Source organism: Kribbella sp. NPDC055071, from assembly GCF_053608045.1.
In genome coordinates this window covers 1-20623 of the sequence record NZ_JBSGUS010000025.1, presented here as the reverse complement: position 1 = coordinate 20623, position 20623 = coordinate 1, and the positions used below count along the sequence as shown (strand labels likewise).

18 protein-coding genes are annotated in these 20623 nt (G+C 67.7%); 9 read left to right on the top strand and 9 right to left on the bottom strand.

All coding sequences use genetic code 11. From position 1 onward, the window contains the following. The first annotated feature begins 2 nt into the window (after positions 1-2). Both ACWF4Z_RS32170 and ACWF4Z_RS32165 read left to right on the top strand, forming a co-directional pair. A complete protein-coding gene (locus ACWF4Z_RS32170; protein WP_452246945.1) occupies positions 3-1280 on the top strand; it encodes a VWA domain-containing protein in 1278 nt (425 codons plus the stop codon). Further along, positions 1277-1990 carry an FHA domain-containing protein gene (locus ACWF4Z_RS32165; RefSeq protein ID WP_452246944.1) on the top strand — a complete coding sequence of 238 codons (714 nt, stop codon included), beginning with the start codon at positions 1277-1279 and terminating at the stop codon, positions 1988-1990. The genes ACWF4Z_RS32170 and ACWF4Z_RS32165 overlap by 4 nt, the downstream gene beginning before the upstream one ends. On the opposite strand, the gene ACWF4Z_RS32160 is transcribed toward ACWF4Z_RS32165, so the two are convergent. The 3 genes from ACWF4Z_RS32160 to ACWF4Z_RS32150 form a co-directional block, all read right to left on the bottom strand. After that, the gene (locus ACWF4Z_RS32160; RefSeq protein ID WP_452246943.1) at positions 1991-3862 is read right to left on the bottom strand and encodes a S9 family peptidase; all 1872 of its coding nucleotides are present in this window, start codon (positions 3860-3862) and stop codon (positions 1991-1993) included. Positions 3863-3893: 31 nt separating this feature from the next. After that, on the bottom strand, positions 3894-4346 hold the full coding sequence (locus ACWF4Z_RS32155) for a hypothetical protein (protein ID WP_452246942.1): 453 nt from the start codon (positions 4344-4346) through the stop codon (positions 3894-3896). Between the two features lie 102 nt (positions 4347-4448). Beyond that, entirely contained in the window at positions 4449-5399 is a 951-nt protein-coding gene (locus ACWF4Z_RS32150; RefSeq protein ID WP_452246941.1) for a GNAT family N-acetyltransferase, read from the bottom strand. A gap of 101 nt (positions 5400-5500) precedes the next feature. On the opposite strand from ACWF4Z_RS32150, the gene ACWF4Z_RS32145 reads away from it, so the two are divergent. Both ACWF4Z_RS32145 and ACWF4Z_RS32140 read left to right on the top strand, forming a co-directional pair. Beyond that, entirely contained in the window at positions 5501-5914 is a 414-nt protein-coding gene (locus ACWF4Z_RS32145) for a ribonuclease domain-containing protein (RefSeq protein ID WP_452246940.1), read from the top strand. Between the two features lie 61 nt (positions 5915-5975). Continuing rightward, positions 5976-6917 (top strand): glycoside hydrolase family 6 protein, encoded by a 942-nt coding sequence (locus tag ACWF4Z_RS32140; protein ID WP_452246939.1) that lies wholly within the window; start codon positions 5976-5978, stop codon positions 6915-6917. 780 nt (positions 6918-7697) lie between these two features. Here ACWF4Z_RS32140 and groL read toward each other — a convergent pair. Continuing rightward, positions 7698-9323: a chaperonin GroEL gene (groL, locus tag ACWF4Z_RS32135; RefSeq protein ID WP_452246938.1), complete on the bottom strand. Its 1626-nt coding sequence runs from the start codon at positions 9321-9323 to the stop codon at positions 7698-7700. A gap of 252 nt (positions 9324-9575) precedes the next feature. Beyond that, on the bottom strand, positions 9576-9911 hold the full coding sequence (locus tag ACWF4Z_RS32130; RefSeq protein WP_452246937.1) for an MmcQ/YjbR family DNA-binding protein: 336 nt from the start codon (positions 9909-9911) through the stop codon (positions 9576-9578). A gap of 141 nt (positions 9912-10052) precedes the next feature. On the opposite strand from ACWF4Z_RS32130, the gene ACWF4Z_RS32125 reads away from it, so the two are divergent. Next, the gene (locus tag ACWF4Z_RS32125) at positions 10053-10388 is read left to right on the top strand and encodes a PspC domain-containing protein (RefSeq protein WP_452246936.1); all 336 of its coding nucleotides are present in this window, start codon (positions 10053-10055) and stop codon (positions 10386-10388) included. Positions 10389-10483: 95 nt separating this feature from the next. Continuing rightward, complete coding sequence (locus ACWF4Z_RS32120; protein ID WP_452246935.1) at positions 10484-11740, top strand: M48 family metalloprotease; 1257 nt, start codon at positions 10484-10486, stop codon at positions 11738-11740. Here the strand turns inward: ACWF4Z_RS32120 and ACWF4Z_RS32115 are convergent. Further along, complete coding sequence (locus ACWF4Z_RS32115; RefSeq protein WP_452246934.1) at positions 11737-12702, bottom strand: glycerophosphodiester phosphodiesterase family protein; 966 nt, start codon at positions 12700-12702, stop codon at positions 11737-11739. The two genes, ACWF4Z_RS32120 and ACWF4Z_RS32115, sit on opposite strands and share 4 nt — an antisense overlap. Before the next feature lie 181 nt (positions 12703-12883). On the opposite strand from ACWF4Z_RS32115, the gene ACWF4Z_RS32110 reads away from it, so the two are divergent. Together ACWF4Z_RS32110 and ACWF4Z_RS32105 are read left to right on the top strand one after the other, a co-directional pair. Then, positions 12884-14605, top strand: coding sequence for an ABC transporter ATP-binding protein (locus ACWF4Z_RS32110; protein ID WP_452246933.1), 1722 nt, complete (start codon positions 12884-12886; stop codon positions 14603-14605). Beyond that, complete coding sequence (locus ACWF4Z_RS32105) at positions 14602-16338, top strand: ABC transporter ATP-binding protein (RefSeq protein WP_452246932.1); 1737 nt, start codon at positions 14602-14604, stop codon at positions 16336-16338. Before ACWF4Z_RS32110 ends, ACWF4Z_RS32105 begins: the two co-directional genes overlap by 4 nt. 52 nt (positions 16339-16390) lie before the next feature. Here ACWF4Z_RS32105 and ACWF4Z_RS32100 read toward each other — a convergent pair whose 3' ends face one another. Both ACWF4Z_RS32100 and ACWF4Z_RS32095 read right to left on the bottom strand, forming a co-directional pair. After that, positions 16391-16933 carry an rRNA adenine N(6)-methyltransferase family protein gene (locus ACWF4Z_RS32100; RefSeq protein WP_452246931.1) on the bottom strand — a complete coding sequence of 181 codons (543 nt, stop codon included), beginning with the start codon at positions 16931-16933 and terminating at the stop codon, positions 16391-16393. Between the two features lie 60 nt (positions 16934-16993). Beyond that, entirely contained in the window at positions 16994-18145 is a 1152-nt protein-coding gene (locus ACWF4Z_RS32095) for a CapA family protein (RefSeq protein WP_452246930.1), read from the bottom strand. A gap of 168 nt (positions 18146-18313) precedes the next feature. Between ACWF4Z_RS32095 and map the strand changes: the two genes are divergently transcribed. Beyond that, positions 18314-19081, top strand: a complete 768-nt coding sequence (map, locus tag ACWF4Z_RS32090; protein WP_452246929.1) for a type I methionyl aminopeptidase — start codon at positions 18314-18316, stop codon at positions 19079-19081. 53 nt (positions 19082-19134) lie between these two features. Here map and ACWF4Z_RS32085 read toward each other — a convergent pair. After that, positions 19135-20623: DUF222 domain-containing protein (locus ACWF4Z_RS32085; RefSeq protein WP_452246928.1), on the bottom strand; the 1489-nt coding region annotated here is incomplete at its 5' end.

Genomic DNA, 20623 nt, shown 5'->3' with positions numbered 1-20623 from the left:
AGATGGCCGAGTTCACCGCCACCGTGTACCAGAACGAGTTCCTGCCGGACGGCGGAACCGACGTCCACGCGATCGTCACGATCAACTGCAAGGGCGCCGGCGCGGCCGGCCAGTCCGGCAGCGGTGACGCCGGTGAGATCATCATCGTCGACACCTCCGGCTCGATGGGTCGCGAAGGCGTCCAGGCCGCCGCGTACGCGGCGCAGACCGCGCTCGACCAGATCCTCGACGGGGTCTGGTTCGCGGTGATCTCCGGCAACGACCGGGCGCAGCTGGCGTTCCCGCCGTCGCCGGAGCCGGTGATGGTGAAGATGGACCAGTTCACCCGGCAGGCGGCCAAGGACGCGGTCGCCCGCTTCTACGCCGACGGCGGGACCGCGATGGGCACCTGGCTGCGGCTCGCCTCACGGGTGTTCGCGACCGTACCGTCGCTGATCCAGAAGCACGCGATCCTGCTCACCGACGGCGAGAACCAGCACGAGACGCCCGAGGTGCTGACCGAGACCATCCGGGCCGTCACCGGCCAGTTCCAGTGCGACACCCGCGGTGTCGGCGTGGCCTGGCAGGTCGACGAGGTACGCCGGATCGCGCAGGCGCTGCTGGGGACGGTCGGAATCATCCCGGCGCCGGACCAGCTGGCCGCCGAGTTCTCCAAGCTGATCCGGAACGCGATGAGCCGCGGTGTGGCCGAGGCCGATCTGCGGGTCTGGGCGCCGCAGGGTGCCGAGGTGCTGTTCGTCCGCCAGGTCGCTCCCACGGTCGAGGACCTGACTTCTCGTCGTACGGCGATCAATCCGTTGACGGGCTCGTATCCGACCGGTTCGTGGGGCGACGAGTCCCGTGATTACCACGTGGCGATCCGACTGGCCGCGAAGGGCATCGGCCAGGAGCAGCTCGCCGCTCGGGTCCAGCTGGGGATCGGCTCGGACGTGGTCGCACAGGGTCTGGTCAAGGCGCTGTGGTCCGCCGACGACGCGCTGACCACGCGGATCAGCCCGGAGGTCGCGCACTACACCGGACAGACCGAGCTGGCCGAGGCGATCCAGGACGGCCTGGCCGCGAAGGCCGCCGGTGACACCGCCACCGCGACCACCAAGCTCGGCCGTGCGGTCCAGCTCGCTGCCCAGACCGGCAACGAAGAAGCCACCACCCGCCTGCGCAAGGTCGTCGACATCGACAACCAGGAAGCGGGTACCGTGCGGCTGAAGCGGACGGTCGAGAAGGCCGACGAGATGGCCCTCGACACGGCCTCCACCAAGACCACCCGGGTGAAGAAATGACCGTGAACTGTCCGAGCGGGCACCCGTCCGTCTCGACCGACTACTGCGACGTCTGCGGCCTGCCGATCGGCGCCGCCGCCACTCCGGCGGCAACGTCGGTCCCAGCACCGGCCGTCGCGGCACCTGGTCCGGCCACGCAGACCTGCCCGAACTGCTCGGCACCCTCGCCGACGGACGCCCTGTTCTGCGAGAACTGCGGCTACGACTTCACCACCGGCACGATGCCCCGGGCGGCGTCCCTGCTCGACCTCCCCGGGACGTCGGTCCCCCCGGTGCCGCCGGCGCCTGCGAAGACCGCCGAGTGGGTCGTAGAACGCTGGGTCGACCCGGACTGGTACGCCGTACAGCAGTCCGACGACCCGTGCCCCTCGCCGGGCCTCCCGGCGGTCATCCCGTTGACCGAGACGAGCGTCCTGATCGGCCGCCCGTCCCGGACCCGGGCCATCTCCCCCGAGATCGACTGCGGCGACGACACCGGCGTCAGCCGCCGCCAGGCCCAGCTCACCACGGATGGCCAGCGCTGGTGGGTCGAGGACCTCCAGTCCTCCAACGGCACCTACGTGGCCCCAGCCGCCGGCCCCCTCCCGGAGGACCCGATCATCCCGGGCCAACGCCAGGAGTTGGATCCCGACGACCGCATCTACGTCGGCGCTTGGACCCGCCTGGTAGTCCGCAAAGCAACCCCGGAGGAGCAGAACGGCCAGGCCTGATCAGAGGTACTTCGCCAGCCAGTCGCGGACAGTGGTGTGCCACAGGCGGGAGTTGGCTGGTTTGAAGACCTGGTGACCCTCGTCGGGGAAGGACAGGTACGACGACTCGACGCCCTGACGCTGCAGGTCGTTGAAGAGGTGGATGCTCTGTCCGAACGGGACGCGTTCGTCTTTGCGGCCGTGGATGACCAGGGTGGGTGTGGTGATGTTCGCGAGGTAGCGGCTGGGTGAGCGGTCGGCGTACCGCTCCGGCCGCTCCTCCGGATAGCCGAACTGGCGTCCGAAGTACCCAGGGGAGTCCGAGGCCATGTTCTGGCTCTCGAACGACCAGATGCCGGCGTGGCTGACCAGGCAGCGGAAGCGGTCGGTGTGACCGGCGATCCAGTTGACCATGTAGCCACCGAACGAGCCGCCGATCGCCGCGGTCCGGTCTGCGTCGATGTCCGGACGCAGCACCACCGCATCGGTGATTGCCATCAGGTCGTCGTACGCCGTCGCGCCCCAGCCCTCCCAGCCGCGCTGGATGAAGGCGGTCCCGTACCCGACGGACAACGAGTAGTCCGGCTGCAGAACGGCGTACCCGGCGTCGAGGAAGAGACAGGAGTTCCAGCGCCAGTTCCAGGTGCCCGCGGCCATGTGCGGACCGCCGTGGATGTTGATGACTAGCGGTGCCGGCTCAGTGGAGTCGGGTAGCAACAGCCAGCCCTCGACCGTGACGCCGTCTTCAACGGTGACGACCACTCGCTCCACCTTCCCGACAGTGGTCGGTGGCATCAGGTGGACGACCTCGCCGGTGGTGAGGTCGACTCGGACCGGGCTGTGTGGCGAATCGACGCTGTGCCGGAGGGCGTAGATCGCATCGGTACCCACTTGCAGTTCGGCATAGCTGCCGTCCCGGGTGATGCGGGTCAGCTCACCGGTCTGGAGGTCGACGCGCATGATCGGCTGCTCGCCGTGATCGTTGGCGACGAAGAACAGTGCGCTGTCGTCCTCGGTGAACTGGAGTGCGGGCTGATAGGTCGGCCACGCGTCGGCAGCGTTCACCAGGTCGCGCAGTTCCCCGGTGGTCAGATCGATCAGGACCAGTGACTGGGACGGGGGTACATCCGGCTGCGGGACTTGAGCACGCCTGGCAGCGACGTACTGGCCGTTGTGCGAGACGGTCATGGCGTGGAAGGCCGCGGCAGGATCGTCCGCGAGCACCCAGCGTTCCCCAGTGGTCGTGTCGATCGCGACCACCTGGATCTGCGCCCAGCCAGCGTCAGGGGCAGTCCATCCGGTGATCACCGTGCCGCCGTCCGGCGCGACCGCGCAGTCGGTCTCGACGAGTGCGTGCCCGGGATCCGGGGTGAGGTCGACGCCGTCGACGACCTGCAGCCGCAACTCGTCGGGGCCGAGCTCACGGTCCCAATGGGTCACCGGCGAGGTGGTGTGCAGGATGCCGCTGGACTTGCGGTCTTCCCGGAGCTTCTTGTCCGCTTCGGCGTCGTCGGCGCCCGGCATCACCGGGGTACGGACCACGACGGTCCCGCCACCGGTCCGTACGGCGTCGATGCCGCCGGGCCTCGTGAGTACCTTCTCGGCCTCACCGACCGCCGGCAGCCGCCAGAGCGCGGCCTTACCGTCGTTCGTCCGGCTGGAGACGAAGTACAGCGAACCGTCGTCGTGAAAGACGGGCTGGCTCTCCCCCTCCGCCGAGTGCGTCAGGCGGTGCGGCTGACCGGCACCCGTCTGATCGAGCTCCCAGAGCGACGAGACCTGCTTGTCGGACTCCTCGTCGTACTGCGAGATCGTCGCGACCAACCGGGATCCGTCGCGGGAAAGCGCGAGTGCGGTGATGCGAGGGAGTTTGAGCGAGCTGTCGTAGTCCACTGCGGGAGATTAACTCCGCTGAGGGCCGCGGTCAGCCGGACTGGGTCTGGTGCGTCCAGGTTGGGGAGGGCTTGAAGCAGAGCCATTCGATCGTGATCGAGCCGACGACGAGCGGGATGGCCCACGCCCACGGAGTGTGGGGCAGGCTGATGACGGCGATGCCTGTCCACAGGGCGATCCAGCCACCGCCGTACCCGCGCAGGACGCCTCGGTACCAGAGACCGCCGGGCGCTTCGGCGGCGCGCTGGCCGATGTAGACGAACAGGTACGACGCGATCGAGATCGGACCGAAGAACCACAGCCGGCGCCAGTCGTACGGGACCATCACGAGCGCGGACAGGCAGACCAGCGCGACGGCCCAGTGATAGACCTCGCCGGCCCAGTTCAGGCCACGCCGCCGCAGCGTCAGGACAATCGCCAGCGGCCCGACCAGGACCGCCAACACCCCTGCTACGACATGCAGAATGAGCGCGATATCACGCATCGCCGTCCTGACTCCCCCCGGAGCTTGCTGACATGTCAGGGAGCATAGGGCGCGGAATGCCCGCCGTCAGCACCTCGACGACGGGCAGTTCAGCTCAGCGGTTCAGCTCGGCGGGTAGGACAGCACCCTGCGGACCTTGAAGTTCCGGTATCCCTGGCGCTCGAAGCACCTGGCCATCGGCACGTTGCCGAAGTCGGTGTCGGCCCGGATGTGCTCGGCGCCGGTCTCCGGGAGCACCGCCTCCGCGAGGAAGTGCGTGATTTCCGCCAGCAGGTCATTGATGTACCCGTGACCGCGGTGCTCGGGCAGGACGCCGAGGTATCCGACGGTCGGCCCACCCTGGTTGGCCGACGGCAGTACGAACCCGACGAGGCTCCCGCCCTGGTCGTCGTACGCGAGCCGCCACCAGCCCCGGTCGGCCGGCATGGACTTGTACAGCTCGAGCTCGAAGCGTGCCGAACCCTCGGCGCCGCGGTGCGCGATCTCCCGCGCGGTCCCGGCGTCCAGACTGCCTTGGGCGACCCGCATGAACACGTCCACGAACGCCTCGTCGTCGGCCGGCTCGAACCGCAGCCGGGTTGACCGCTTCGGCAGCCCGTACTCCGGTTTCCACTCGTACCGCAGCCGGTCGGTGACGTCCGTGAGCCCGGCCGCGGCGGCCGCTCGACTGCGGGTCTCGACCGCGGCGACCACCTCAGGGTGGTCACGCCAGTCGCTGTCCAGGAAGAGGTGGTACTCCGGGGGCTCGGCGTCGGCCGGCCGGTTCGCAAGGATGTGCGCGATCAGCGCGGTCCAGACCGGGACAGGGTCGCCTTCGCCGGCGTAGTACAGCCCGTCGATGCTGAATGGCTGCTCGTCCTCGGGCGGTCCCCACCAGATCACCAGGGCCTGGATCGTGCCGTCCTCCTCGGCGACCCAGGTCCAGTCGTGGCGGTAGTAGCCGTCGGCAACGTACTCGTCGTAGCGCTCGCGCGTGACGGTGTTGACCGACTGGTTCTCGATCAGGGCGTGAATCGTGTCGAGGTCTGCCTCGACGGTGGTGCGGATGTGCATAGAACCTCCAGGAGGATCCAAGAGGTTCGTGGGGTCATAGTCCAACTGTTATTCACGTCCGGGATGTGCCGGTGTCGATTTGGCTGGGAAACCTTCTCGGCATGAGAACCCTCATCGCCGCCCTCACCCTCGTCACCGCGACCACGCTGGGCTCTCCGGCGTACGCCGTACCCACTAGCGCTCCTGCTGTCTCCGCAGCACCCAGTGCCTTGCCGGCTGCCTTGCCGACGTGTGCGTTGAGCACGTTGCCGTCGCAGGCTCGGACCACGCTGAATCTCATCCACTCCGGCGGGCCGTTCCCGTACAGCCAGGACGGAGTCGTGTTCCAGAACCGGGAAGGCCTGTTGCCGGCGCAGTCCAGCAGCTACTACCACGAGTACACCGTGAAGACCCCGGGCTCATCCGACCGTGGTGCCCGCCGGCTGATCGGCGGCGGCGCCAAAACCAACCCGGCGCACGTCTACTACACCGGCAACCACTACGCGTCGTTCTGCGAGGTCGACGCGAACCACTGACCGGCACACGGTAACGTCGTCGACACGTTGAGTGACTACTCTTGATCGAAGGGCCTTCACGATGTCGGCGCTGCGTGTCGCAGGTGCTCTGCTCGCTCTCGGACTGATCGGCGGCCAGCCCTCACCGTGGCTGGCCGTCGCAACCGGGGATCCGTTGACACTGACCAGCGGCTTCTACGTCGATCCCGGTTCGAGCGCGGCGGCCTACGTACGGCGGCACCCCGAGGACACCGTCTTGGCGACCAAGATCGCTGATCAGGCGTCGGCGCGGTGGTTCGGCGCCTGGAGTGGAGACGTGAAGGCCGCGGTTGCGTCGTACACGACGGCTGCGGACAAGGCAGACAAGCTGCCGGTGCTGGTGACGGACAATCTGCCGGGACGCCAGTGCGGGACCGGAGGCGGGGCCGCGACGGCTGCGGCGTACCGGACCTGGATCGCGGCGGTGTCGGCCGGGATCGGAGCGCGGCCGGCGGTGGTGGTAATCGAGCCGGATGCGTTGGCGCGGCTCGAGTGTTTTCCGGACGCGGAGTGGGCGGGGCGGATCGCACTGCTCAAGTACGCGGTGGGGCTCTTTGCCGTGAAGAACCCGAATACGTGGGCCTATCTGGACGCCGGGAACGTGTCGTCGGGTGACTCGGCCGAGCTGGCGCGGCGCTTGCGGCTCGCGGATGTCGGCAAGATCCGGGGGTTCGCGGTCAATACCGCGAACTACTACACGACGTCGGAGTCGACGGCCCGGGCCGGCGAGATCCTGACCGCGCTCGGCGGCGGACTCCACTACGTGATCGACACCAGCCGCAACGGCAACGGCTCGAACGGCAGCTCCTGCAACCCACCCGGCCGAAAACTAGGCACCCCACCCGCCCGAGCCACCACCCCCCTCGACCTGACCCTCTGGCTAAAACCCCCCGGCGAATCCGACGGCCCCTGCGGCCAAACCCCCACCCTCCCCTTCGCCACCTTCTCCCCCACCCTCGCCCACGCCCTGATAACCGGCACCTAAAAGAAAGAGGGTTATTCAGAACCCTCAAGGAAAAATAGAAAAGAACAAAAGCAGGGAAAGACAGGGGCAGAAAAAATAACAGGGAACTGGGTCCCTGGCTGAGGTCGGCGGCGGGAAGGAGCTTTGGGAGGATATCGCGCCTGACCAGGGGAGAGATCCTCCCGAAGCTGACTGTTCCGGGCCGACGGATCAGCAGGCTCGTGGCGGGTGTGCACAGGTCATTTCTTGTTCACACCGACTATAAGAACAGGTAAATGAGAGACAGAGTGGCTAGGGTCGGCGTCATGGTGGCGAGCAGTGGCGGGTGAACCGACGATCGGCGAGATCGCGCACCGGACTGTGTTCCGCTTGCTGATGACGCCCTCGGCTCATTAGGCAAGCATTCAAAGCAGCTGCACCCGACCGCCAGGCCATCACAATCGTCGTCCAGCAGGCGATTCACGGCTGACATCCACCGGAACCGTGGATTGTGATGGCCTGGAGCCCGCTCACTCACCGACTGGTCCTCGGCAGCACCGATCCCTCGCATGCGGGGAGTCGCTGCACTCACCCGCCGGCCACCGACCGGCCGCACCTCCGCACCGAGCCCGCCAGGCACCCAGCCATTCTATTTCTCTGTCTCTGTTCTTTCTTTCCTTGTTTTCTTCTCTGGGGTTATGAATAACCCTCTTCTGAATAACCTCTCTCTTCTTTTCTTGCTTCTCCAACAAAGCAAGATGGTCCCGGGCTAAGCGCCCGGGACCATCTTTTACTGCTTTTGTGTTGTCGGACTTCAGGGGATCAGAAGTCCATGCCGCCCATGTCGGGGGCGCCGCCCGGAGCGGCTGCTGCCTTCTCCGGCTTGTCGGCGATGACGGCCTCGGTGGTGAGGAACAGGGCCGCGATGGACGCCGCGTTCTGCAGCGCCGAGCGCGTCACCTTGGCCGGGTCGATGATGCCGGTGGCGATCAGGTCGACGTACTCACCGGTCGCGGCGTTGAGGCCCCAGCCCGGCTCGAGGTTGCGAACCTTCTCCACCACGACGCCACCCTCGAGGCCGGCGTTCACGGCGATCTGCTTCAGCGGGGCCTCGACGGCCTGGCGCACGATCTGCGCACCGGTCGCCTCGTCACCCTCGAGCTCCAGCTTCTCGAACGCCGCGACGGACGCCTGCAGAAGAGCGACGCCACCACCGGCGACGATGCCCTCCTCGACGGCCGCCTTCGCGTTGCGAACGGCGTCCTCGATGCGGTGCTTGCGCTCCTTCAGCTCGACCTCGGTGGCCGCGCCGACCTTGATCACCGCAACGCCACCGGCCAGCTTGGCCAGCCGCTCCTGCAGCTTCTCGCGGTCGTAGTCGGAGTCGGACTTCTCGATCTCGGCGCGGATCTGGTTGACCCGGCCGGAGATCTGGTCCGCGTCGCCCTCGCCCTCGACGATGGTCGTCTCGTCCTTGGTGACGACGATCTTGCGGGCCTGGCCGAGCAGCTCCAGGTCGACGGTGTCGAGCTTGAGGCCGACCTCCTCGGAGATCACCTCGCCGCCGGTCAGCACCGCGATGTCGACCAGCATGGCCTTGCGGCGGTCACCGAAGCCCGGCGCCTTGACGGCGACGGCCTTGAAGGTGCCCTTGATCTTGTTGACGACCAGGGTCGCCAGCGCCTCGCCCTCGATGTCCTCGGCGATGATGGCCAGCGGCTTGCCGGTCTGCATGACCTTCTCCAGCACCGGGACCAGGTCCTTGATGCTCGAGATCTTGCTGTTCACGATGAGGATGTAGGGGTCGTCGAGGACCGCTTCCATCCGCTCCGTGTCGGTCACGAAGTACGGCGAGATGTAACCCTTGTCGAAGCGCATACCCTCGGTGAGCTCGAGCTCGAGGCCGAAGGTGTTGCTCTCCTCGACGGTGATGACGCCTTCCTTGCCGACCTTGTCCATCGCCTCGGCGATGATCTGGCCGACCTGGTTGTCCGCCGCCGAGATGGACGCGGTCGACGCGATCTGCTCGCGGGTCTCGACGTCCTTGGCCAGCTTGAGCAGCTGCTCGCTGACCGCCTCGGTCGCCTTCTCGATGCCCTTCTTCAGGCCCATCGGGTTGGCGCCGGCCGCGACGTTGCGCAGACCCTCGCGGACGAGAGCCTGGGCCAGCACGGTGGCGGTGGTGGTGCCGTCACCCGCGACGTCGTCGGTCTTCTTGGCAACTTCCTTGACGAGCTCGGCCCCGATCTTCTCGTACGGGTCCTCGAGCTCGATCTCCTTGGCGATGGAGACGCCGTCGTTGGTGATCGTGGGTGCGCCCCACTTCTTCTCCAGCACGACGTTGCGGCCCTTCGGGCCGAGCGTCACCTTCACGGCGTCAGCGAGGGTGTTCATACCCCGCTCGAGGCCGCGGCGCGCCTCTTCATTGAAAGCAATCAGCTTGGGCATTCTCCGCGAGTCCTCCCGCGTCGAGTCATTGTGGTTCAGCCGGCCGGATGCCCGCGACGGACGGAGCCGGTCCCATGACGGTCACGTCCCGTCACGACTCCGGCACCTCATCGAGGCCGTCTTGTTCTGTCACACCGTCCGGGCAGGAGTTATCACTCTCACCCATTGAGTGCTAACCAAGTATTAGCACTCGCCCCAAGTGAGTGCAAGCCAGCCCCCAGCGGCGCACGCTGGGCTAAGCCAGCAGCTGAACTAGACCTCCAGCTGGGCGATCAGGTACTTGGGAGCGGTCAGCCGCCACGCCTCGGTGATCAGCTCGGTGAGCTCCTCGCCGTCAGCGGCAGCGATGTCCACCTCGAGCCACGCAAACCGGCCGCCCGCCCAGGACGGCGCGTAGACGTCCGGATCCTCGGCCACGAGCGCCTCCTGCTCCTCCCGCAACGCCTTGAGATGGAGACTGGACCCGTCCTCCGACATGTACAGGAAGCTCTTGTTCCGTACCTTGAAGACCGGTTGCCCCGCCCAGCCCTCGTGCTCCTCGACCCCAGGCAGCCCCGCCAGCACCTTCTTCAGTACGTCGACGTCCATGCCAGCACGCTAACCACCGCCACCGACAGTTCGGTACGAAAGTCGTCAGGGGTGCCGGATCAGGGTCCCAGGGGTCGGATCAGGGGTCGGTCGGTACCGATCCTGATGTGGTGGAGGGGCTCCGGACGGGAGAGTTGAGCCATGACGAACTCCAACGCACCGTTCTCGAACCTCTCCGGCAAGGTCCTCCGTCGTTCCCGCTCGCAGCGGATGCTGTCCGGTGTCTCCGGCGGTATCGCGGAGTACTTCAATATCGACGTCACCCTGGTTCGCCTGGGCATCGTCGGCCTCACCCTGATCACCGGCGGCACCGCACTGCTCGGCTACGCGGTCGCCTGGATCGTGATCCCCGAGGCCGACGGCAAGGCCGTCTGGCAGAACGTCCAGCAGTCGGTCAACGACCAGCGCACCACCCCCGAGGCCGACATCGCCTCCCGAATCTACGACGACACCAACAACAAGCCCCCGGCGGCGTGATCCCCCCGCGCCTCCCCCAGGGCGCACTCAGCCGGGACTGGCGGCAGGGTGACAGCAGTCTGTTCACCCTGCCGCCGCACTGACACACTTTGCCGGTGCAAGAAGCCGATGAGCTCACCCGGTGCCCCGACTGCGGACACCAAATCCGCATCGACCGGCGGTACGTCACCTGGTGCGACAAGTGCGAGTGGAACCTCGATCCGACGCACACACCGAACCAGACGCCGCCCTGGCGACTGAAACTCGAACACCGGCTGGCAGAGTCCTTGTACGGCGAACTGCTGGAGGGCAACGTCCACCGCGCCGGCTGGAAGGCTGCCCGGATCGCAGCGCATCTGCTCTCCGTGCTCATCCTTTTGCTGCCTCTGGTCGCACTCGTGACCGGCGTCTACCTGCTGATCTTCTTGCGCCCACTGTGGTTCAGCATCCCGCTGGTAGTGCTCGCACTCGCAGTGGCCTTCCTCCTCCGGCCACGTCTGCTCTCGCTCCCCAGCCGCTCTGAGCTGGTACCTCGTGCCAACGCCCCCGCGCTGTACGCCGTCCTCGACCAGCTCGCCGACGCCGTAGGTACCCGTCGAGTCACCGTGGCCGTCGATACACACGCAAACCTCTGGTACGGGCAGATCGGATGGCGCTTCCGGCCAGTAGTCGGTATCGGCCTGCCGCTCTGGGTAGGGCTCCAGCCCCAGGAGCGCGTGGCGATCCTCGCGCACGAACTGGGCCACGGCCGTCACGGCGATCTGCTGAGCGGTTGGCTCATCGGCAACGCACAGGGCGTGCTGGCGGAACTTCGGCACACGTTCAGACCGGGTCACCTCGAACGGATCCGCCGTGCTGCCGGCTGGCGCGACGGATCCGGTGCCGGCCTCTTCGGCCGGATCTTCAACGCGACGATCGGCGCGATGGCAGGGATCACCGGCTGGGTACTGGACCGTCTGGCACTGCGTAGCAGTCAACGCAACGAATACCTCGCCGACCGCGCTGCCGGCGAGATCGCCGGGTCAGAAGCGATGGCACAGGCGCTCGAGCGCACACTGCTCGCCGATACCTCGTACGACGCGATGCTGCGCGCACTGCGGTTCCCGGCCGGGATCGAGCCGTTGGACGCCGTTCGTCGTACCGTCACCGAGGTGCCGAAGCGTGAGATCGACCGACGCCTCCGCGCCAGCCGGATCCGCGAGACCAGAACGGACGCCACCCATCCCCCGACCTACCTACGCGCCAAGCTCATCCGCACCAGGCCATCGACAGCGGCACGCGTCGTACTCGGGACCAACGAGTCGCGGAACATCGACCAGGAGCTCATTCCGACCGCGGAGAGGTTGCTCCGCAGGCTCAGGGCTGAGTTCTAGACGTTGAGGGCTGGTTTGCGCAGGGCTGCGACCGCCTGGTCGGGCTGGTCGGAGAAGATGCCTTGGACGCCCAGAGCGGCGAAGCGGGCCAGTTCGGTGGGGAAGTCGGTAGCTGTGGGGAGGAAGCGGCGTTCGGCGCGGAACGTCCAGAGCTGGACGGCCAGGCCGGCGCGGTGAGCCTGGTCGACCAGGCGGGTGGGCTGGCCGAGTGCGCCGTTCGCGGTGCGTGGGATGACGAGGTCCTTGTGGGGTGCGAGGACCTGCGCGTACGTCGCAATCTCGCGCAAGCCGGCTGGTTCGATCAGATCGGCGTAGGTGCGCCCGTCACCGGCGCGGAGGAAGTCACTCGGCGCGCTCTCGGAGTCCACGAGCTGCACCAGCGGTACGCGCGTCATCACCGACAGCCGACGCAGACTGGTCGGCTCGAACGACTGCACCATGATTTCGTCCTCACGCAGCCCCAGCGCGAGGATCCGCTCGGTCAGCAGCTCCTCCAGCGGCAGTCCGAGCCTGCGGAAGTACTGCGGGTGCTTGATCTCCGGGATGACGCCGATCTGCCGCCCGAGCCGCAGCGATTCCCGCCGGGCGAGTGCCACCACGTCGTCGAACGTGGGGATCTCCTCGATGCCGTCGTACGCCGTGTTGCTCGCGCGCAGACCCGGCATCCGTTCGACGGTGCGCAGCGTCCGCAGCTCGGCGTAGGTGAAGTCCTCGGCGAACCAGCCCGTCACGGCGGTGCCGTCGACGATCTTGGTGATCCTGCGGTCGGCGAAGACCGGGTGCCGCGCGACGTCCGTCGTACCGGAGATCTCGTTCTCGTGACGGCACACCAGCACGCCGTCGAGGGTGGCGACCAGGTCGGGCTCGAGGTAGTCGGCCCCCTGGGCCGCGGCCAGGCGGTACGCGGCCGCCGTGTGTTCCGGGCGGTAGCCACTCGCTCCCCGATGCGCGATCACCAACATGATCCCAGGACAGGGGCAGGACATTGCTCATCGGGAACTCGTTGCCCAACGCAAGGTGAAGGTCTACCGACTGTCACCAACGCTCGGCACGATGTCACGCATTGGTACTGACAAGCCGGGGCACCAGCCGCGATCAATTCGCATGCGGAGTGTCGGTGGTCGCGCCTAGCCTGAGAGTGCCATGAGACAACTTCCTGTCGCCGATCCCGGCGTTCCCGATGACCGCTCGCCGGCCCGCTACCTGTGGTGGGTGGCGCGGCGGCAGACGCGCACGATGCTGGGCGGGATGACGTTCGGGATCGTGTGGATGGCTGCGCAGGCCTTCATCCCCGCCGTTCTCGGCAAGGCGATCGACGAGGGCATCGCGGCGCGCGACGGTCAGCGGCTGCTGCAATGGACCGCGGTGCTGTTCGGGGTCGGCGTGGTGCAGGCGCTGGCCGGGATCATGCGCCACCGGTTCGCCGTGACGAACTGGCTGACCGCCGCGTACCGCACGGTCCAGGTCGTGACCCGGAAGTCGGCCGACCTCGGCGCGACCCTGCCGAAGCACCTGGCGACCGGTGAGGTGGTCAGCGTCGGCGCCGGCGACCTGTCGTACGTCGGGAACCTGATGGAGAACTCGGCCCGTTTCGCGGGCGCGATCGTGGCGTTCTTCGTGGTCGCCTCGATCCTGCTCTCGTCGTCGACCACGCTCGGTCTGGTCGTGCTGATCGGTGTGCCCGTGATGCTGTTCGCCCTCGGCCCGATGCTGCGCCCGCTGCACAAGACGCAGTTCGCGCAACGCGAGGCGGTCGGCGAGCTGAACTCGCTGGGTTCGGACATCGTGGCCGGTCTGCGAGTGCTGCGTGGCATCGGTGGCGAGGAGTCGTTCTCCCGGCGGTACCGCGCGGAGTCACAGCAGGTCCGGAAGGCTGGGGTTCGCGTTGCGGGGATCCAGTCCGTGCTGGATGCCGCGCAGGTGCTGCTGCCCGGCATCTTCGTCGTGCTCGTCGTCGGCCTCGGGGCGCACTTCGCGTTGCGCGGGGAGCTGAGCGCGGGCTCGCTGGTCGCCTTCTACGGCTATGCGACCTTCCTGGTGCTGCCGCTGCGGACTGCCACGGAGTTCGCCAACCAACTGATGCGCGGTCTGGTCGCCGGCGGCCGAGTGATTCGAGTGCTGCGGCTGCAGCCCGACATCACCGAGCCGGCGCATCCTATGCGCCTGCCTTCCGACGGTGATCTGGTCGATCCGGTCTCCGGCATCCGCGCCCGCGGCGGCCTGCTCACTGCGATCGTTTCGGCCGAGCCAGACCGGTACGCCGAGCTGGCTGACCGCCTAGGTCGCTATGACGAGTCGAGCGAAGTCAGGTACGGCGGAGTCACGCTGGCCAGTGCATCACGAGCGGACGTGCGTGAGCGGATCCTGGTGAGCGACACCGGCTCACAACTGTTCACCGGCACGTTGCGGGCGGAGCTCGATCCGGGCGGCCGTCGTACGGATGACGAAGTGATGGCCGCGATGCACACGGCGTCCGCCGAGGACGTGCTGGTCGCGTTGACAGACGGGCTCGACTCCGAGGTGGAGGAGAAGGGCCGGTCGTTCTCCGGTGGGCAGCGCCAGCGGCTCGTGTTGGTGCGGGCGTTGCTGATCGATCCGTCCGTGCTGGTGCTGGTCGAGCCGACGTCGGCGGTCGACGCGCACACCGAGGCCCGGATCGCGGAGCGGTTGCGTGCCTACCGGGCCGGGCGGAGCACCGTCGTACTGACCGCGAGCCCGCTGCTGCTGGACCAGGTCGACGAGGTGATCTTCGTCGCCGCCGGCCGTGTTGTTGCTACCGGCAACCACCGCACGTTGCTCGAGACCGATCCGCGGTACCGCCGGACCGTGACCCGCCAGACCGAAGAGGAGGAGGCGCTGCGATGAGGCAGATCCTGCCCGTGGCCGGACCGGCTGAGATCCGGCGGCATGCGCGTCGACTCGCCAAACGGCATCCGCGGCCGCTGCTGATCGCGTTGGTGCTGCACGCGCTGGCCGCCGTCACCGGGCTGGCCGCGCCACGTCTGATCGGCAACCTGGTCGAAGACGTTCAGAACGGGACAACCGCCGGCAAGGTCAACCAGGTCATCATCGTGATCGCGGTGTTCATCGTCGCGCAGTCGTTGCTGACGCGCTGGGCGCGGTACCGATCATTCGCGCTCGGCGAGCAGGTGCTCGCCGAGCTGCGGGAGGACTTCGTCGACAATGCCCTCGCCCTGCCGATCGGCACGGTCGAGCGGGCCGGCACGGGCGACCTGCTGTCCCGGACCTCGCGTGATGTGGACACACTCTCGCGGACGGTGCGATTCGCCGTACCCGAGACGATCATCGCGTTCGTCACGGTGCTGTTCACGGTCGCGGCCGCGGTGCTGGTCGGCGCCTGGGTGCTGGTGCCGATGGCTGCGATGGTGCCGCTGCTCTGGCTGAGCACGCGGTGGTACTTGCGTCGCGCCAAGGACGGTTACCTGCGTGAGAACGCGGCGTACGCCCAACTGACGAGCTCGCTGGCCGAGACGGTCGAGGGCGCACGGACGGTCGAGTCCCTGCGCCGGTACGACGAGCGCGTGCACCGCAGCGATGCGGACATCCGCGGCTCATACCTCGCCGAGCGGTACACGCTGTTCCTGCGGACGGTGTACTTCCCGGTCGTCGAGATCGGGTACCTGGTCCCGGTCGTCGGGACGCTGCTGTTCGGCGGCTGGCTGCATCTCAACGGGCATGTCTCACTCGGCGCGGTCACGGCCGGCGTGCTGTACGTCAACCAGCTGATCGATCCGGTCGACCGGTTGATCTCGTGGATGGACGAGCTGCAGTCGGGTGGTGCGGCGTTCGCACGGTTGCTGGGGATCAGCGACGTACCGGACGACCGGACGCCATCGGGTCGCACGCCGTCGGGTGAGCTGGTGGAGGCGCACGACGTGCGATTCTCGTACGTCGAGGGCCGCGATGTTCTGCACGGGGTCGAGCTGGTCATCCAGCCCGGAGAGCGGATCGCGATGGTCGGCCCGTCCGGCGCAGGCAAGTCGACGCTGGGGCGGTTGGTCGCGGGGATCCACCCACCGCGGACTGGTTCGGTGACGGTCGGCGGGGTTGGGATGACCGAACTGCCGCTGGACGAGTTGCGCAAGCAGGTGGCGCTGGTGACGCAGGAGCATCACGTGTTCGTCGGCACGCTGCGCGACAACCTCGCGATGGCGCGTCCGTCGTCGACCGATGCCGAGCTGCTCGACGCGCTCGCTGCCGTTGACGCGCGGGGTTGGGCGGAGGCGTTGCCGGACGGTCTGGACACGCGGGTTGGGTCGGGTCAGTTGGCGCTGACGCCTGCGCAGGCACAGCAGCTGGCGTTGGCGCGCCTCGTGCTGGCGGATCCACACACGCTGGTGCTGGACGAGGCGACCTCGCTGATCGACCCGCGGGCCGCTCGCCACATGGAGAGCTCGCTGGCCGCCGTACTCGAAGGCCGGACGGTTATCGCGATCGCGCACCGCCTCTACACCGCCCACGACGCCGACCGCGTAGCGGTAGTAGAGGACGGCCGCATCACCGAGCTAGGCAGCCACGAAGACCTGGTAGCCCGCCAAGGCTCCTACGCCGCCCTATGGCACTCCTGGCACGGCTAACCCGCTTCCCCATCACCCCCACCCGATCGGGTGGGGGGATTTGGCTGCTTTTCTAGCGTTTTCGTAGTATTAGTACGGCTGAGTCGACGTGGGGTGGTGGGGTGAAGGCATTGCGGGGTAGCCGGAGGCCGATCGACGGGTCGTAGTGTCGGAGCCATCGGTTCGCTCCCGGCACGTCGCCGCGCACCCACCGATTCGCCACCTGCCGCTGCAGCACCAGATCAGCCGACACCAGGCGAGTCCCCGGCGCCAGCAAGCGCTTCAGCAGAGCGGTGGAGATGTTGTACGGCGGACTCGACACCACCCGGAACGGCCGAGCCGGCAACCGGAGATCCGTCGCATCGGCCCGGACCACCGTCACCGACGCATCCTCGAACCGCCGGCGCAACCGATCAGCCCGGCCGGCATGAAGCTCGAAAGCAATGACCCGAGCTCCGGCCCGGACAAGCGGTGCGGTCAGCGCACCGAGCCCAGCTCCGACGTCGAGGACGAGCTCACCGGGCTTGATCCCGGCTGCGTCCACAACCCGTTGGGCCCAACGACTATCGAGCGGATGCCATCCCCAGGCACCCCGAGCCTGCCCGTAGCCGGGCACGACGGACCATCACGAAGTACGTAATCATGCGCCGACCCTAGACCGCCCGACCACCCGCGCTCAAAGCATTTTCGGTGCCGCACCGAGCGCCGTGACGGTTGCCGTCGTACGACGTTCCGCCAGCTCCAGCCGACTACGCCTCGACCCGGTGGCGGTTGCGAGCTCCCGCCGTACGTCGAGAACCCGGACCGGCAACGTGTCCGTCATCAGCAACGGCGCGTACTCGGCCTGCTCGGTGCTCCACCGATCACCATCGCGCCGGAAGGTGAACCGAACCAGGAGCCCCTCGGCCTTGGTACTGCTGGGCTCGCGGTGCGCGGCGACCAGGTTGCCGAGACCGTACGCGACCCATTTCCCGTTGAGCTGCTCCATCGGCTGCACGACATGCGCGTGATGCCCGATCACCAGGTCTATGTTGCTATCAGCAAGCAGTTTCGGAGCGAGCTCGCGCTGCTGATCGTTCAGCGACTTGGAGTATTCCGTCCCCCAATGGCAGCTGACGACGACGATCTCGGCGCCGCGATCGCGAGCTTCCTTCGCCTTCCGCTGGATCGTCGCAGCGTCCAGTGTGCCGGCCCGCCAGGCCTGACCGTTCGGATACGGGAGGCCGTTGAAGCCGAAGGTGAACGACAGCGACGCGATCTTCACACCCTGTACGTCGATGATGGTCGGCGTCTCCGACTCCGTTCGGGTCCGCGCCGTCCCCGCGTGACGAAGACCCGCCTGCTCCAAAGTCTTCAGGGTCCGATCAACACCGGCCGCGCCACCGTCGAAGCTGTGATTGCTTGCTGTCGTGCAGAGGTCGTACCCGGTCTGCTTGAGCGCGGCGGCCATCTGCGGCGGTCCCTGGAACAGCGGGTAGCCGTGATACGGACCGCCGAGTGGCGCGAGTGGCGTCTCGAGGTGCGCGATGGCGAGATCGGCCTTCTGGACAAGGGGTTTGACGCTCGCCATCAACGGTGCGAAGTCCCAACCGCCGCCGTTGCCGTCACGCTTCGCGGTAGTCCAGAGCCGTTCGTGCAACAGGACGTCTCCGGTCGCGACCAGGGTGAGCCGGTCGGGCCGATTCCCCTTGCCTGCTTCGGGTCCGGAGTGTTTGACCTTGGGGGCGCCGCCGGTGTCCGCTGCTGTGGCGGCAGCGCACCCGGCAGTTGCCAGTGCACCGACTCCAGCGAGCAATCCCCCGAGCACCGCACGTCGACGTACCACCATCGCAAGCCCCCAAGCCTCAACCCCTGTCAGGCAAGGAGACGCCGGGATTCCGTGGTTGGTTGAGGCGGTGCCCCGATTGTGATCTACGCGGCCAAGTCGCCCGCGCTGCGCCCCGCAGGACAACTATGTTGTGAAGTTGAGAACTCCAGTCAAGTGAAGGAAGCACAGATGGTCGACCTCAAGACACCGGCACAGCTCGAGCAGATGCGCGCGGCCGGTCGCGTCGTCGGCCAGGCATTGGCAGCGGTGAAGAAAGCGGCCGCTGCTGGGGTCTCGCTGCTCGAGCTCGACGCGGTCGCACGGGAGGTTCTCCGGTCGGCCGGCGCGGTCTCACTCTTCGACGGCTACCAGCCGGGATTCGCGACCAGCCCGTTCAGCGGTGTCATCTGTACGTCGGTCAACGACGCCGTGCTCCACGGCCTGCCGACCGACCTTCGGCTGGAGGACGGCGATCTCCTCAACGTCGACTGCGGCGCGTCGATCGACGGCTGGTGCGCGGACGCCGCGACGAGCTTCTGCGTCGGTACGCCGCGGCCCGAAGATCTGGAGCTGATCGCGACCACCGAGAAGGCGCTCGCCGCCGGTATCGCCGCCGCGGTCGAGGGCAACCGCCTCGGCGACGTCGGCGCGGCCATCGGGAGGATCCGCCAGGCCGCGGGGGTCGGCACCAACCTCGACTTCGGCGGCCACGGCATCGGCCGCCGGATGCACGAGGAACCACACCTGGCGAACGACGGCCGGCCCGGCCGAGGCCTCAAACTCCGCGCGGGCCACGTCTTCGCCATCGAGCCCTGGTTCTGGTCGGGCCCAGGCTCCGCCTACAGCATCGACGACGACGGCTGGACCCTCCGCTCCGCCGACCACACCCGAGGAGCCCACGCCGAACACACCGTAGCCATAACCCCGGAAGGCCCCCAGATCCTCACCCTCCCGTAATCCCACAACAACGTCCCGCGAACAGCCGCCCCCGAAGCCACCCGGCCAGCTCACTAGTCACCCGACCACCCAGCAGGCCAGCCGGCATGCCCACGGCAGAGCAGGACGAGGTTGTGGGTGGCGGTGGCGCCGCCGTCGATCCACGATTGAAGATGATGGGCGTCGCAGTGGATCGGCGGGGCGCCACAGATGACGCACCCTTTGTCGCGTGCATTCAACGCCCGGCGCATCGCCCGGGTAACCAAGCGTTGGCTGCGTCCGACGTCGAGTGGTTCGGAGGTCGAGCCGATCACCAGCGGGATGATCTTCGCATCGCAGGCAAGCCGTCTGATGGTCGCGGCAGAGAGTCCGTCGCAGTAGACGAGGTCGCCGGTAGCCCGAGCGGTGGCGGCTTTGAGGTCGTCGTAGTCGATGGTGACTGTGATGGTGGCCTTGGCGCCGTAGCCAGGCACGGCACCGCCTACCTCAGGTCCAGCGCCGCGCGTTCGCGCCCCACTGCCGTCGACTCCGGCCGCACGACCGCCTACCCCAGCGCCATTGCCTTTTACTCCGGTCTGGCCGGCGCCGATGGTGGGTGTATCGGCTGCCTTGTCGGCGGCTCCCGCGGCTCCCGCTCCGATTGCGGTGTCGCTTCCGTCTCCGCCTCCGGCCGGTTCTACGCTCTCGGCGGTGCTGCTCTGGTTGCCGGCAGCGGCTTCGGCGTCGGACCGGCTTGCGTTGTCGGCGGTGCTGCTCTGGGTGCCGGCAGCGGCTTCGGCTTCGGACCGGCTTGCGTTGTCGGCGGTGCTGCTCTGGTTCTGGGCAGTGGCAGCAGCTTCGGCTTCGGGCGGGGTTGCGCTCGCGGTAGGGGCGGTCTCGCTGGCGTCAGCGGTGGTGGCTGATCTGGCTGTGGCGCCGGCGGGGGGTGTGCTGGCGGCGTCCATGGCTGCGGCGGCGATCAGGAGAGTGTCGGTGAGGGCGTCTGCTTGGCGCTTTGCTCGGGAGCGGGGGTCGAGTTCGCCCTCAGGGGTCTTGTGGGGGCGGGCGCCGGCGTCGGTCGTCGAGCAGAGGAGTTCGGCGTGCTCCTTGGCGAGGTAGCCGCGGAACTTCACGCCGCCCTCGGCGGGGATCAGGATCAGCGATTCGCGCGCATAGGCAGCGTTCTCGTCTGGTTCTGGGCCGTCGGAATCCAGCAGTTCGCAGATCTCCCGGGTGGACTTGGCCAGCTCACTGGGAGCCAGGTGGGCGGCGAGTTTGACGAGTTGTTCTTCGGCGATGTCGCGGTGTTCGACAGGGACCCGGGCGGCGATGCGGTCCAGCGCCGCAGTGATGACTGCGGCTTTGGCCGGGTGCAATGGCTGGGCCGGGTCAGTGAGGGCGGCGGCGACGATGAGGTGTTGGGGCAGGGAGCGAGCGAGTTTGACATCACGCCGGGCATCGCGGGTGTCGAGGCGGTAGCGCTTGGCGACTGATATGTCGAGACCTCTTGTCAAGGGGCAGGCCGAGGCGCCCGTCCCGGATGTGTTCCGGGGCGGGCGCCTGGTGGCTTCGTTGGCTGTGTGG

Excerpts from the sequence above, each read along its gene's own strand:
- ACWF4Z_RS32170 (WP_452246945.1), top strand. The coding sequence starts at position 3 with ATGGCCGAGTTCACCGCCACCGTGTACCAGAACGAGTTCCTGCCGGAC.
- ACWF4Z_RS32165 (WP_452246944.1), top strand. The coding sequence starts at position 1,277 with ATGACCGTGAACTGTCCGAGCGGGCACCCGTCCGTCTCGACCGACTAC.
- ACWF4Z_RS32155 (WP_452246942.1), bottom strand. The coding sequence starts at position 4,346 with ATGCGTGATATCGCGCTCATTCTGCATGTCGTAGCAGGGGTGTTGGCG.
- ACWF4Z_RS32150 (WP_452246941.1), bottom strand. The coding sequence starts at position 5,399 with ATGCACATCCGCACCACCGTCGAGGCAGACCTCGACACGATTCACGCC.
- ACWF4Z_RS32145 (WP_452246940.1), top strand. The coding sequence starts at position 5,501 with ATGAGAACCCTCATCGCCGCCCTCACCCTCGTCACCGCGACCACGCTG.
- ACWF4Z_RS32140 (WP_452246939.1), top strand. The coding sequence starts at position 5,976 with ATGTCGGCGCTGCGTGTCGCAGGTGCTCTGCTCGCTCTCGGACTGATC.
- groL (WP_452246938.1), bottom strand. The coding sequence starts at position 9,323 with ATGCCCAAGCTGATTGCTTTCAATGAAGAGGCGCGCCGCGGCCTCGAG.
- ACWF4Z_RS32130 (WP_452246937.1), bottom strand. The coding sequence starts at position 9,911 with ATGGACGTCGACGTACTGAAGAAGGTGCTGGCGGGGCTGCCTGGGGTC.
- ACWF4Z_RS32125 (WP_452246936.1), top strand. The coding sequence starts at position 10,053 with ATGACGAACTCCAACGCACCGTTCTCGAACCTCTCCGGCAAGGTCCTC.
- ACWF4Z_RS32115 (WP_452246934.1), bottom strand. The coding sequence starts at position 12,702 with ATGTTGGTGATCGCGCATCGGGGAGCGAGTGGCTACCGCCCGGAACAC.
- ACWF4Z_RS32110 (WP_452246933.1), top strand. The coding sequence starts at position 12,884 with ATGAGACAACTTCCTGTCGCCGATCCCGGCGTTCCCGATGACCGCTCG.
- ACWF4Z_RS32105 (WP_452246932.1), top strand. The coding sequence starts at position 14,602 with ATGAGGCAGATCCTGCCCGTGGCCGGACCGGCTGAGATCCGGCGGCAT.
- ACWF4Z_RS32095 (WP_452246930.1), bottom strand. The coding sequence starts at position 18,145 with ATGGTGGTACGTCGACGTGCGGTGCTCGGGGGATTGCTCGCTGGAGTC.
- map (WP_452246929.1), top strand. The coding sequence starts at position 18,314 with ATGGTCGACCTCAAGACACCGGCACAGCTCGAGCAGATGCGCGCGGCC.